Below are 12,965 nucleotides of genomic sequence, written 5' to 3'. Positions count from 1 at the left end.
CGCCCGGCCGCGGCCTTTCCATCATGCGGCCGACCCGGGCCCGGGTGTCCAGTTCTTTGCGCCGCGTGCCCGGCGCCCCCGCGGAAATGGGGACGACTCGGACCGCCCCGCGGTTGCGGTTCTGCGGCACGCACCCGGTGTGAGCTGGAGAAATTCGCCCGTCCTCGGCCGTGCGCCGCAAGCTGTGCTGCTGGGTGCCTGCCCATCCCGCGCGGGCGTATCCGACGATGTGACGTACGCAACGGGAGCGGGCGGCCGTCCGTGGCACGGGAAAGGGCGGGCGCCCCGGTGGACGCCCGCCCCTCAGCCGTCACGGCGGCCCCGCGCGAGAGCTACGGCAGGACGGTGCCGATCCGCACGCTGCCGGTGCCCGCGACGGTGCCCCGCGCGTTCACCAGCCGCACCTGCCCGAAGAACTCGCGTCCCTCGGGTGCCTGGGCGGCGGCGGTGACCTGGCCGGTCACGGTCGCGGAGGCGCCCGTGCCCAGCTTCACCGGCGCGCCGTCCACGGAGACGGTGCCGAGCGTGGTGGAGAAGAACACGTCACGGTAGTCGTACTCCGTCGAACCGGACGGCACCGAGTACGCGGCGACCTCGACGGTGTACGTCCCGGCGGCCGGCGAGGCGATCGACACCGACTCCTCCGAGTCGCCGTCGGCGGACTTGGCGACCTGCTTGCCGCTCGCGTCGTAGACCGCGAGGTCCAGGTCGGCCGACTTGTCGGAGACACCGCCGATGGCGACGTCCAGCGAGGCGGCGCCCGCGGGCACCGTCACCGTCGTGGTCTGCTTCTCGCCATGGGACACGGTCGGCCGGGCGGACTTGGCCGAGCCGAGCGGGCCGCCGGTGAGGCGGCCGTCCAGCGCGGCGTACGTGTTCGTCACCTTCCAGGAGGCGGTCACCGGCGTGCCGGTCTTCGCCTCGGGCACGGTCACGGTCTGCGGGTCGAAGGCCGCACCCAGCACGGTGACGTCGAGCCGGTAGGGGTTGTCGAGCTGCGGCGAGGTGCGGCGCGCCTCGACCTCGACCTCCCACACGCCCGGCTGCGGGTCGGCGTAGGAGCGGACGTCCGGCTTGCAGCCGTTGCCGTCGAGGTAGTTGTTGTAGCAGTACGGGGTCGAGGTGTTGTCGACCGGGACGCCGTACGGGTGGATGGCGATGAACCGGGTCTGGCTCTTGTCGGCGAGGCCGCCGATGGCCACCTCCAGCGACTTCGCGCCCGCGGGCACGGTCAGGAAGTAGGAGCGGGTGGCGTTGCGCTGCACCGACGCCTTGGCGGAGTAGGTGTACGCGACCGGGTCCGCGACCACGACCGTGGTGAGGATCTGCCGGTCGACGCCGGTGGTGAACGGGTCGTCGACCTCGAGGATCGCGCTCTTCAGGCCCGCCGAGCGCGGCGCGGCCTGCACCTTGACCGTCACCGGCCGGTTCAGCGGCAGCCGCACCAGCGGCGAGCCGACGACGCGGAACGTCTGCTCGGCGTTGTTCGCCAGGCGCAGCGTGTGCCACACGGCGGCGGGCGAGCCCGAGGTACGGGTGACGGTGATGTCGTACGTCTTCTTCTGGCCGGCCTTCAGGCCGCCCTCGCGGTCGTAGAGGCCGGTGCCGTGGCCCGGGGTCTTCAGCGCCTCGTCGATCGCGGTGTCGACCGGGGCGTCGACCGTGTAGTCGTGCGCGCCCGCGCCCAGCCGGATCAGCTTCCAGGCGTCCACGATGTCGATGCGGCCCGCGCCCTCCTCGTAGGCCTGGACGCCCGGGATGTGGTGGGCGCTGGAGGTGAGGGCGGTGCGCAGCTTGGCCGGGGTCAGCCCGATGCGGTGCTGCGCGGCGGCGCTCAGCAGCAGGGCGGCGGCGCCGGTGGCCTGCGGGGAGGCCATCGAGGTGCCCTGGAGCATCGAGTAGCCGGCCGGCAGCGTGTAGCCCGCCTCGGCGACCGGGCCGCCGGGCAGCCAGGTCTGGGTGGTGTTGATGGCGGCGCCGGGCGCGACCAGGGTCGGCGTGAAGCCGCCGTCCTCACGCGGGCCGCGCGAGGAGAACGGCATCATCGCGTACGGGGTGCGCACCGCGGAGCCGTAGTCGGCGGCCCAGGTCTCCTTGGAGATGCCCGCGCCGACCGAGATGACCTTGTCGGCGAGGCCGGGGTCGCCGATGGTGTTGGCGCCGGGGCCGGAGTTGCCCGCGGAGATGACGAGCTGGACGCCGTAGGTGTCGATCAGGCGGGTGTACAGCTCGGCGCGGGCGTTGTTGCCGTCGTTGAGGGCGGGCAGTCCGCCGATGGACATGTTGACGATGTCCACGCCGCGCTCGGCGACGAGGTCGATCATGCCCTCGGTGAGCGCCACGTTGGTGCAGCTGCCCGTCCAGGTGCAGGCGCGCGAGGAGACGATCTTCGCGCCGGGCGCCGCGCCGTTCATCTTCCCGCCGAACAGGCCGTTGGCGGCGGTGATGCCGGCGACGTGGGTGCCGTGCTCGGACTCGATGAGGCCGATGTTGACGAAGTCGGACTTCTTGCCGGTCCAGGACCCGCCGTAGGGGTCCATCGGGACGTCCTTGCGGATCTGCACGACGAACGGCTGGCGCTCGGCGACGTCCGTCTTCGGGTCGTCGGTGCCGAACCAGCCGACCTGGTAGCCGTCCTTGTACGGCTTCATCGGGGTGTCGTCGGTGAAGTCGTGGTTGTTGTTCAGGTCGACGCGGACCGTGCCGGCGGCCGCGTCGTAGAGGACGCCCCAGGAGTCGGTGGTGTCGCCGTCGCGGTTCACGTCGCCGCCCGCGTCGCCGCCCGTGGTGGCGGACTCCTTGAAGGTGCTGATCCGGTACGAGCCGGCCGGGGCCTTCCAGGTCTGGCCGCCGTAGGCGAAGGCCGGTCCGGACACCGCGTCGACCATGGGGCGCCAGGTGGCGTCGCCGTCGACGATCGGGTCGGTCGCGGTCACCCAGTCGACGATCTTGCGCTCGCCGGTGGTGGTGCGCTGGAGCGCCGGGTGGGAGAGGTCCACACCGGAGTCGAGGATGCCGATGGTGACGCCCCGGCCGTCCGCCTTCGGGTTCTGCCGCACGAAGTCGACGGCACCGGTCTCGAAGGACGGGTTGTACGGGTTGACGGCGGGCGTGTTCTTCCCCGGGGCGGAGGGGGAGGCGCCGCTTCCCTTGCCGCCCTTGCTTCCCTTGCCGTCCTTGCCGTGCGCGGTCCCGGCCGGGTCGGTGTCCGGGCGCGGGTCGTCGAGGGTTATCTCCTGGCGCAGGTCGATGGCGTGCACCGTGGACAGCTTCTCGGCGGCGGAGATCACCGCGTCCGCCTGGGCGGTCGGCACGGTGGCCCGGACGTAGCCGAGCTTGTCGTGCGTGCGGCCGACCGAGCCGCCCTTGACCGCGTCGAGCTGGCGCGCGACCTGGTCGGTGCGGCCGGGCGCGGTCGCGATCATCATCGTGACGTTCTTGTCGCCGTCGGCCTTGGCGGTGGCGAGCAGATCGGCGTCGTCCGCGCCGAGCTTGGCGCTCGCGGACCGGACGGGCGGGTCGGCGGGGAGCGGGCCGTCCTGGGCGAAGGCCATGGGGAGCGGTCCGGCGGCGCAGAGCGCGGCGGCCACGCCGGTGGCCGCGGCGAGGCGTGCCAGGCGTCTCGCGCCCGGAGCGCGGGGGGAGTCGGGGGTCATCGGCATCCTCTGTCAATGAAGGAACCAGGCGAGGTGCGACCGGATGTGATCGCGGTCGTCCGGAATTCGGTGCCGGACGATCGCTCAGCTTTACTCAAGCGACAGAAGTTTGGGGAGAGTTGGTCGGGACGGGATGGACACATGGCGGGATCCCGCCATACGCCACGGTGGACGCATACCCTCAAACCCCCTTGTTCCGCCGTATGTCGCGGGCGGACGAACGCGCTCGGTGGCGTCCCGGGTCCGCTGGGTGGCCGTCGCGGCGGACCGCCCGCGCCTGGCGCGTACCGCCCCTTGACCGCCGCTCGGGGGAGGGCGCCCGCAGGCCGCCCGCGCGCCCCTCGGTGCCCGAACGGCCCCCGCCCGCCGCCGTGCTGCCGTAACGTCTCCCCATGCGTGAGGAGTTGCGGGTGGCGGCCTACGCCGTGTGTGTGCGGGACGGACAGGTACTGCTGGCCCGCTGGGTCGCGCGGGACGGCGCACGCCGGTGGACCCTGCCCGGCGGCGGCATGGAGCACGGCGAGGACCCCTACGACACCGTGGTCCGCGAGGCCGAGGAGGAGACCGGCTACGCGGTCGAACCGGTCACCCTGCTCGGCGTGGACTCCATCCGCCGCACCTATCCGCGGCCCCTGGGCAGCCACGCCGACTTCCAGGGGCTGCGCATCGTCTACGAGGGCCGGGTCACCGGCGGCGAACTGCGCCACGAGACGGGCGGTTCGACCGACATGGCGGCCTGGCACGACCTGGCCGCGGTGGGCGGACTGGAGCGGGTCGGCCTGGTCGACGTGGGGCTGCGGCTGTGGCGGGAGCGCCCGGCGGCGGGCCGTGTGGCGCCGGAACGGGCCGAGGAGGCGTAACGGCCGGATCCGGCTCAACCGGACCACCGCCCGGCAACCGTCCGCACCGCCCCCGGGTCCTTGCGCCCGACAGGAGCGGACGGCGACGAGGGGAAAGACGATGTCGGTACGGACGAGCTGGGTGGGCGCGACGGCCCTGGTCATGGCGGTGGCGGCGGCGGGACCCGCCGCGGCGGCACCGTCCGCGCGGGGCGGCCACGGCCCCCACGAGGCGACCCGCGCGGCGGTCCGGGCGCTCGTCGCGGACGGGGTGCCCGGCGTGACGGCGACCGTGCGCGGGCGGGCGGGCACCTGGAGCACCACGGCGGGCACGGGCGACCTGCGCACCGGCGCCCCGCGCGGGGCGCACGACCGCTACCGGGTGGGCAGCATCACCAAGACCTTCACGGCCACGGTGCTGCTCCAACTGGAGGCGGAGGGGCGGCTGTCGCTGGACGACACGGTCGAGCACTGGCTGCCCGGCGTGGTGCGCGGTCACGGCAACGACGGCGGCCGCATCACCCTGCGGCACCTGCTCAACCACACGAGCGGCCTCTACAACTACACGGCCGACGACACGTTCGGCCGCACGTATTTCCAGAAGGACGGCTTCCTGAGGCACCGCTACGACACGGTGTCCGCCGAGGACCTGGTGCGGATCGCGGTCTCCCACGCGCCGGACTTCGCCCCCGGCACCTCCTGGCAGTACTCCAACACCAACTACGTCCTGGCCGGCCTGGTGATCGGACGCGTCACGGGCCGTTCCTACGCCGACGAGATCCGTGACCGCGTCCTGCGGCCCCTGCACCTGAACGCCACCTCGCTGCCCGGCACCCGCACCGCCGTGCCGCACCCGAGCGGCCGCGCCTACTCCAAGCTGTCCGACAAGACGACGGGCCCGACGTACGACGTCACCGAACTCAACCCCTCCATCGCCTCCTCGGCAGGCGAGATGATCTCCGACTCCGCCGACCTGACCCGCTTCTACACGGCCCTGCTGCGAGGGCGGCTGCTGCCGCCGAAGCAGTTGGAGGAGATGAAGACCACGGTCCGGGACACCGGCGACCCGCACATCGCCTACGGCCTCGGCCTGATGGACCGCCGGCTCTCCTGCGGCGTGCACGTGTGGGGCCACGACGGCGGCATCCACGGCTCGTCCTCGCTGGCCGCGACCACGGCCGACGGCCGCCACGCCGTGGCCCTCAACCTCGACGCCGACTGGACGGGCGACCCGGAGACGGTGCTGGAGGCGGAGTTCTGCGGCCGGTGACCGGCTGACCGACGGCGACCGTCGCGCCCCCCCGGCGCCGAGGGGGGGCGCGACGGTCGGCAGGTCCTAGCGGGGCAGTACCACCACGTACGCGGCCGGGTCGCGGTCGGCCGCCGCCATCAGGGCCGTGCGGACGACCGTGGCCTGCTGGTCCATCGCGTCGCGCAGCTTGCGGGGCGTGAGGTGGACGACCGTGATGCCCAGCCGCTCCAGGTGCTCGCGCTTGCGGGTGTACTCCACGCCCAGGGTCTCGTCGCCCGGCCGGCCCGGCAGCGGGGCGCGGGTGTCCAGTTCCAGGGCGACCGCGTGGTCGGGCCAGTAGGCGTCCAGGCCGCCCAGGTGCGGGCCGCCCGGCAGGCGCAGGTCCACGTTCCACACCGGGTCGGGCAGGCCGTGCTCGGCCACCATCCGGTACAGCCGGTCCTCCGCGACCGAGCGGCCCTCGGCGAGCAGCGAGTCCACCGCGTCCACCACGTGCGGCCGGGTCAGCAGCCGCGCACCGGTCAGCGCCCGCACCACGGCGGCCGGTTCGCAGTGCCCGTCGCGCACCGCCTCCGTCAGCAGCCGCTGCACGGCGAACGCGTCGGACAACCGGGCCACCGCGTCCGCCAGCGCGCGCGGCACCGGCGCCACCGGCACCCCGCCGGCCGTCTCGGGCACGGGCGGCTCGGCCGCCTTGACGACCCGGGCGCAGCCCGTCGAACGCAGCCGGCGCAGCCGCGGCACCAGCACGTCGATCATGTCCAGCGCGAGCAGCGCGGGCGCCGCCGCGAATCCGTGCAGGGCGAGCGCCGCCAGACCGGTGATCATCACCTCCGCGCGGGCCGGGCGGTGCGGCTCCCGGGCGGTCGGCTGGGCCGGCACCCCGTCCCTCCGGCGCGGCACCGGCCCGCGCGTGGCGTACGCGAGCACCGCGCGCAGCCGCTCCTCCCCGGTGGGCGGCCCCGGATGGAGCAGATAGACGCCCGGCAGGAACTGCTGCCAGGGACCGCCGGGCCGGCACTGCGCCGACGTCTCGGCCGCCGACACACCGTGCGCGCGCAACTGGGCGGTGGTCAGGACCCGGTGGTGCGCCTCGGCCAGATGGCTCAGCGGGCGGGGGGAGAGCGGGGTGTCGTGGTTCATGCCACGGGACGTTCCCGCACCCGGTCCCCGCGCTAACCGCTGTTACAAGAGCGTGGCGCAATACGCACAACACCGCCCGTATGCACAGGCGTTCGGGTGCCGGAAACCCCTGGTCCGCCGGGCACGGACCAGGGGTTACGGCCTCCGGGGCACGCGTTCTGTAACGGTTACCGCGCGCTCCGGCTCTGGCCAGAGCTGCGGCCGCAGGGGTGACGGCTCAGCGCGGGCCGGCCGCCGCGTCGCACGCCTGTCCGCGCAGCGCCCGCGCCAGGTCGTCGCGCTCCTCCAGGACCAGTCGGCGCAGCGCGGGCGCGGCCTGCCCGTGCGCGGCGAGCCACGCGTCCGCGGCCTCCAGCGTCTGCCGCGAGTCGCGCAGCGAGGGGAAGAGACCGCGCACCACGACCACGCCGATCTGGATCGACCGCTCCCGCCACACGCGCTCGATCTCGGCGAAGTACTTCTCGGTGTACGGCGCCAGCAGCTCGCGCTGCGAGGGCCGGACGAAGCCCGCGATGGTCGCCTCCACCAGCGCGTTCGACAGCGAGTCCGACTCCACGACCCGCTCCCACGCCGCCGCCTTCACCGCGACCGAGGGGCGCGCGGCCAGGCAGCGCACATGGTGCCGCTCCCCGGAGGCGGTGTCGTCCCGGGCCAGCTCCTCGTCGAGGCGCTGCTCGCCGGCCGCCCCGTGGGTGGCCAGCGGCTCCAGGAACGCCCAGCGCAGCTCCTGGTCCACGGCGAGACCGGGGATCTCCTCGGTGCCGTCCAGCAGGCCCGCCAGCAGGTCGAGGTCGCCCGGGTCCGACGCCAGCGAGGCGAAGAACCGCGCCCAGGCGAGCTGGTGCTCGCTACCCGGCTCGGCCTGCCGCAGCTCGGCCAGCGCGCCCTCGGCCAGCGCCCGCGCACCGCTCGGGCGCCACGCGGGCGCCGCGTAGTGCACCAGCGCCGACTCCGCCCAGGCGTGCAGCATCTGGAGCACGCCGATGTCCGTCTCGCGGCCCGCGAAGCGCAGCACCAGGTCCACGAAGTCACGGGCCGGCAGCAGCGCGTCCCGGGTCAGGTTCCACAGCGCCGACCAGCACAGCGCGCGGGCGAGCGGGTCGGTCAGCGCGGCCAGGTGCTCGCGCAGCGTGGCCAGCGACGTCTCGTCGAAGCGGATCTTGCAGTAGGTGAGGTCGTCGTCGTTGACCAGCACCAGCTCGGGCGCGTCCTGCCCGGCCAGCTCCGCCACCAGCGTGCGGGGGCCGTCCACGTCCACCTCGGCGCGCGCGTACCGCTCCAGCGCGCCGACCTCCGAGCGCCGGTACAGGCCGATGGCCACCCGGTGCGGGCGCAGCTCGGGATACGCCTCCACGGCCTCCTGCACCACCGCCAGCTCGGCGACGCGCCCCTCGGCGTCCAGGATCACCTGCGGGGTCAGCGTGTTGACGCCCGCCGTCTGGAGCCAGGACCGCGCCCAGGCGCCCATGTCCCGGCCGCTGGTCTCCTCCAGCACCGCCAGCAGGTCGCCCAGGCGGGTGTTGCCGTAGGCGTGCCGCTTGAAGTAGCGGCGGGCGCCCTCCAGGAACGCGTCCCGGCCCACGTACGCCACCAGCTGCTTGAGGACGCTGGCGCCCTTGGCGTAGGTGATGCCGTCGAAGTTCAGCTTGGCGTCCTGGAGGTCGCGGATGTCCGCGGTGACCGGGTGCGTGGACGGCAGCTGGTCGGCGCGGTACGCCCACGCCTTGCGCCGGTTGGCGAAGGTGATCCAGCCGTCGGTGAAGCGGGTCGCGCCCACCAGCGAGAAGGAGCCCATGAAGTCCGCGAAGGACTCCTTCAGCCACAGGTCGTCCCACCACTCCATGGTGACCAGGTCGCCGAACCACATGTGCGCCATCTCGTGCAGGATGACGTTGGCCCGCGCCTCGTAGGACGCCTGCGTCACCTTGCCGCGGAAGATGTACTCCTCGCGGAAGGTCACCAGGCCCGGGTTCTCCATCGCGCCGAGGTTGTACTCGGGCACGAACGCCTGGTCGTACTTGCCGAACGGGTACGGGTAGTCGAAATGCTCGTGGAAGAAGTCCAGGCCCTGCTTGGTGACCAGGAAGACGTCGTCGGCGTCGAAGTGCTTGGCGAGCCCCTTGCGGCACAGCGCGCCCAGCGGGATCTCCAGCCGCGTCCCGTCCGGCAGCTCCCGCTCGTAGGAGTCGGTGACGTAGTGGTACGGGCCCGCGACCACGCAGGTGATGTACGTGGAGATCGGCTTGGTCTCCGCGAACCGCCACACCCCCTCCTGCTCCGTGCCGACGCCGTTGCTCCACACCGTCCACTCCTCGGGCGCCCGCACCTCGAAGCGGTAGGGCGCCTTGAGGTCGGGCTGCTCGAAGTTGGCGAAGACACGGCGCGCGTCGGCCGGCTCGTACTGGGTGTAGAGGTAGACCTCGCCGTCCTCCGGGTCGACGAAGCGGTGCAGGCCCTCGCCGGTGCGCGAGTAGGCGCACTGCGCGTCCACGACCAGTTCGTTGTCGGCGGCCAGGTCCTCCAGGGCGATCCGCGTGCCGTCGAAGACCTCGCTGGGGTCGAGGTCCTTGCCGTTGAGGGAGACGGCGGTGACGCTCGGCGCGATCAGGTCCGCGAAGCTGGACGCGCCGGGCTCGTTGCACCGGAACCGGATCGTGGTGACCGACCGGAACGTCAGCGGCCCCTCGCCCTCTGTGTCGCCGACCGCCGACCGCACGTCGAGGGACACCTCGTACCCGTCGACGGACAGCAGGGCGGCCCGCTCCCGGGCCTCGTCGCGGGACAGATTCTCACCGGGCACTGACGGCACTCCCTCAGATGTGTTCAAGATGCGGACAGCACCGATCCTGCCATGCGGTCCTGTTGCGCGACATTGGGGAATGCCCTGCGTGACGATCGATGTTGCCCGAGACGAGGGCCCCGTCGGGCCCGCCCCGTACGCGCACACCCCGTACCGAGGAGAGCCATGTCCCAGACCGCCCCCGAGGCGACCCCCTCCGGCAGGACCCCCGTCGACTTCTGGTTCGACCCGCTGTGCCCGTGGGCCTGGATGACCTCCCGGTGGGTGCTGGAGGTGCAGAAGCAGCGCGACATCGAGGTCCGCTGGCACATCATGAGCCTGGCCGTGCTCAACGAGCCCCGGATCGACGAGCTGCCCGAGGAGTACCGCGAGCTGCTCACCACCAAGGCGTGGGCACCGGTCAAGGTGGTGACAGCGGCCTGGCAGAAGCACGGCGAGGATGTCCTCGGCCCGCTCTACACCGCGCTCGGCACCCGCTTCCACAACCGGGGCGAGGGCCCCACCCGCGAGGCCATCGCGGGCGCGCTGGCGGACGCGGGCCTGCCCGCCGACCTGATCGACTACGCCGACCAGGAGGACTTCGAGTTCGACGCCGAACTGCGCGCCTCCCACAAGGAGGGCATCGACAAGGTCGGCCAGGAGGTCGGCACCCCGGTCATCGCGCTGCCCGGCCCGGACGGCCGGCAGCTCGCCTTCTTCGGCCCGGTCGTCACCCCGGCCCCGAAGGGCGAGGACGCGCTGCGCCTGTGGGACGGCACCATCGCGGTCGCCTCGGTGCCCGGCTTCTACGAGATCAAGCGGACCCGCACCGAGGGGCCGGACTTCAGCAACCTGTAGTCAGAAGCGACCTGTGGTCAGAAGCGGCCTGTGGTCAGGGGCCGCCGCCCGACGGGAGAACCCCCGCGAGTCATGTCCTCGCGGGGGTCTCCTTCATTCCGCCCGCCCGCGCGAAAGGTGAGAAGACGATCACGAGGGGGGACGATCCGGGGTGCGCGGTCAGGGCGCGAGGAGCAGGACGTTGGTGCGTTCCTTGGCGGCGGCGTAGCGCCTGGCGACGTCCTGCCAGTTGACGACGGCCCACATGGCGTCGATGAAGTCGACCTTCTGGTTCTTGTACTGGAGGTAGAAGGCGTGCTCCCAGGCGTCGAAGACGAGGATGGGGGTGGAGCCCTGTCCGACGTTGCCCTGGTGGTCGTAGACCTGTTCGACGACGAGGCGTCCGCTGAGGGGTTCGTGGGCCAGGACGCCCCAGCCGGAGCCCTGGGTGGTGGCCGCGGCCTTGGTGAGCTGGGCCTTGAACCCGGCGAAGGAGCCGAAGGACTCGGTGATCGCGTCGGCCAGCTCGCCCACGCCGTCCTGGGCCAGCGGCTCGCCGCCGCCGTCGCCCGTCATGTTCTGCCAGTAGATCGAGTGCAGGATGTGCCCGGACAGATGGAAGGCCAGGTTCTTCTCCAGGCCGTTGATCGAGCCCCAGGTCTCCTTGTCACGCGCCTCGGCGAGCTGCTCCAGCGTGTCGTTGGCGCCCTTCACATAGGCCGCGTGGTGCTTGTCGTGGTGCAGCTCGATGATCTCGGGGCTGATGACCGGCGCGAGCGCCGAGTAGTCGTACGGCAGTTCAGGCAGCGTGTAGACGGGCATGACAGGTCCCCTCCGACCATTATTGCAAAGGGCTTGCAACTACAAACTACCAACAACAGTGCGGGCGCGAGCAACAGGAAGGCCCCCACGTGTCCCGTGGGGGCCTTGCGGTGAGCGGAACCGGTACCGGTGTGTGTCAGTCGCGGGCGCGGGCGCGCTGCCAGGCGTACCCGGCCGCCGCCAGCACCAGGGCCATCGTGCCCGTCGAGTAGAGCTGCACCCGGGTGCCGGGCTGCCGGGCCATCAGGACGAAGATCGCCGCCATGCCCGCCAGGGCCACCCAGGTGAGCCAGGGGAAGGCCCACATCCGCACGGCAAGCCGGTCCGGTGCCTCCCGCTCCAGCCGTCGCCGCAGCCGCAGCTGCGCGGCGGCGATGAAGATCCAGACGACCAGGATCACCGCGCCGATCATGTTCAGCAGCCAGGGGAAGACGTCGTCGGGCCGCCAGTAGCTGAGCAGCACACAGCCGAACCCGAAGACGCTCGACACCGCGACCGCGGTCCGCGGCACCCCGCTCGGGGCCTTCGCCAGCACCCTGGGGCCCTGGCCGCGCCCCACCAGCGAGTACGCGATGCGCGACGATCCGTAGATGTTGGCGTTCATCGCGCTGAGCAGCGCCACCAGGACGACCACGTTCATCAGCTGCCCGGCGCCCGGTATGCCCAGGTGGTCCAGCGTGGCCACGTAGGGGCCCTTGTCGACGACCTCCGGCGCGTCCCACGGGACCAGGGTGACGATGACGGCCATCGAGCCGATGTAGAAGAGGGCGATGCGCCACATGGAGGTGCGCACCGCGCTCGCCACGCCCCGCACCGGGTCCCGCGACTCGGCCGCCGCGATGGTGACCGTCTCCAGGCCGCCGTAGGCGAACACGGAGGCGAGCAGGCCGACGATCAGCCCCTGGCCGCCGTGCGGCAGGAAGTCGCCCAGATGCGAGGTGCCCGGCGAGTCGGTGCCCGGCAGCACGCCCGCGACGGCCAGCACGCCCAGCACCAGGAACAGGCTGATGGCGCCGACCTTCAGCGCCGCGAACCAGAACTCGAACTCGCCGAAGTTCTTCACCGCGGCCAGGTTCGTCCCGCAGAACACCACCATGAACAGGGCCACCCACAGCCACTGCGGGGTGCCCGGCAGCCAGCCCGTCACGATCTTCGCGGCGCCCATGCCCTCCAGGCCGACCGCCGTGCACAGCAGCACCCAGAACGACCAGCCCGCGGTGAAGCCCGCCCAGGGCCCGAACGCCCGTTCGGCATGCGCGGAGAAAGACCCCGAGGAGGGATACGCGGCCGACATCTCGCCGAGCATCCGCATCACCAGCATCACGAGGACACCGGAGACGGCGTAGGCGACGACGATCGACGGCCCGGCGGCGGCGATACCCGCCCCGGAGCCGACGAACAGCCCGGCGCCGATCACCCCGCCGAGGGCGATCATCGACAGATGGCGCTGCTTGAGGCCATGGCTCAGAGAAGCCTCGCCCGACTGCTCCGTGGGGGGAGCGGGGGAGGCGGTGGTGCGGTGGGGCATGAACACGCTCATCCAGTGGGGGGAGGGGCGAAAGTGCCCACAGTGTGGGCAGCCCGTCCGCTCAGGGCGAGGAGCTGCCCACTATCCGGACGTGTGTCCTACGGTACGT

Annotated in this window: 8 protein-coding genes; 3 read left to right on the top strand and 5 right to left on the bottom strand. The window is 72.5% G+C overall.

Going from position 1 to position 12,965, the window contains the following annotated elements:
• Positions 1-332: 332 nt before the first annotated feature.
• On the bottom strand, positions 333-3,656 hold the full coding sequence (locus R4Z62_RS10765; protein ID WP_491519675.1) for a S8 family serine peptidase: 3,324 nt from the start codon (positions 3,654-3,656) through the stop codon (positions 333-335).
• Positions 3,657-4,048: 392 nt separating this feature from the next.
• On the opposite strand from R4Z62_RS10765, the gene R4Z62_RS10760 reads away from it, so the two are divergent.
• Both R4Z62_RS10760 and R4Z62_RS10755 read left to right on the top strand, forming a co-directional pair.
• On the top strand, positions 4,049-4,516 hold the full coding sequence (locus R4Z62_RS10760; protein ID WP_064533170.1) for an NUDIX hydrolase: 468 nt from the start codon (positions 4,049-4,051) through the stop codon (positions 4,514-4,516).
• Positions 4,517-4,616: 100 nt separating this feature from the next.
• Positions 4,617-5,765: a serine hydrolase domain-containing protein gene (locus R4Z62_RS10755; RefSeq protein ID WP_173860830.1), complete on the top strand. Its 1,149-nt coding sequence runs from the start codon at positions 4,617-4,619 to the stop codon at positions 5,763-5,765.
• 66 nt (positions 5,766-5,831) lie between these two features.
• On the opposite strand, the gene R4Z62_RS10750 is transcribed toward R4Z62_RS10755, so the two are convergent.
• Both R4Z62_RS10750 and pepN read right to left on the bottom strand, forming a co-directional pair.
• Positions 5,832-6,890: a hypothetical protein gene (locus R4Z62_RS10750; protein WP_064533169.1), complete on the bottom strand. Its 1,059-nt coding sequence runs from the start codon at positions 6,888-6,890 to the stop codon at positions 5,832-5,834.
• A 217-nt stretch (positions 6,891-7,107) separates the two neighbouring features.
• Positions 7,108-9,690 (bottom strand): aminopeptidase N, encoded by a 2,583-nt coding sequence (gene pepN / locus R4Z62_RS10745; protein ID WP_491519674.1) that lies wholly within the window; start codon positions 9,688-9,690, stop codon positions 7,108-7,110.
• Positions 9,691-9,855: 165 nt separating this feature from the next.
• Here pepN and R4Z62_RS10740 point away from each other — a divergent pair, with 165 nt between their 5' ends.
• Positions 9,856-10,527 (top strand): mycothiol-dependent nitroreductase Rv2466c family protein, encoded by a 672-nt coding sequence (locus tag R4Z62_RS10740; RefSeq protein ID WP_064533167.1) that lies wholly within the window; start codon positions 9,856-9,858, stop codon positions 10,525-10,527.
• A gap of 159 nt (positions 10,528-10,686) precedes the next feature.
• On the opposite strand, the gene R4Z62_RS10735 is transcribed toward R4Z62_RS10740, so the two are convergent.
• Complete coding sequence (locus R4Z62_RS10735; RefSeq protein ID WP_385502723.1) at positions 10,687-11,328, bottom strand: superoxide dismutase; 642 nt, start codon at positions 11,326-11,328, stop codon at positions 10,687-10,689.
• Between the two features lie 136 nt (positions 11,329-11,464).
• Positions 11,465-12,856: an amino acid permease gene (locus R4Z62_RS10730; protein ID WP_491519673.1), complete on the bottom strand. Its 1,392-nt coding sequence runs from the start codon at positions 12,854-12,856 to the stop codon at positions 11,465-11,467.
• Positions 12,857-12,965: the final 109 nt, after the last annotated feature.

The organism is Streptomyces sp. PL-25, assembly GCF_058344915.1.
Note: the sequence above shows the minus strand (reverse complement) of the source record. Positions and strands in the feature narration are given on the sequence as shown.

What these genes read in the sequence shown, in the direction of transcription:
- R4Z62_RS10760 (WP_064533170.1), top strand. Translation starts at nt 4,049, where the DNA reads ATGCGTGAGGAGTTGCGGGTGGCGGCCTACGCCGTGTGTGTGCGGGAC.
- R4Z62_RS10730 (WP_491519673.1), bottom strand. Translation starts at nt 12,856, where the DNA reads ATGCCCCACCGCACCACCGCCTCCCCCGCTCCCCCCACGGAGCAGTCG.
- R4Z62_RS10735 (WP_385502723.1), bottom strand. Translation starts at nt 11,328, where the DNA reads ATGCCCGTCTACACGCTGCCTGAACTGCCGTACGACTACTCGGCGCTC.
- R4Z62_RS10740 (WP_064533167.1), top strand. Translation starts at nt 9,856, where the DNA reads ATGTCCCAGACCGCCCCCGAGGCGACCCCCTCCGGCAGGACCCCCGTC.
- R4Z62_RS10755 (WP_173860830.1), top strand. Translation starts at nt 4,617, where the DNA reads ATGTCGGTACGGACGAGCTGGGTGGGCGCGACGGCCCTGGTCATGGCG.
- R4Z62_RS10750 (WP_064533169.1), bottom strand. Translation starts at nt 6,890, where the DNA reads ATGAACCACGACACCCCGCTCTCCCCCCGCCCGCTGAGCCATCTGGCC.
- R4Z62_RS10765 (WP_491519675.1), bottom strand. Translation starts at nt 3,656, where the DNA reads ATGACCCCCGACTCCCCCCGCGCTCCGGGCGCGAGACGCCTGGCACGC.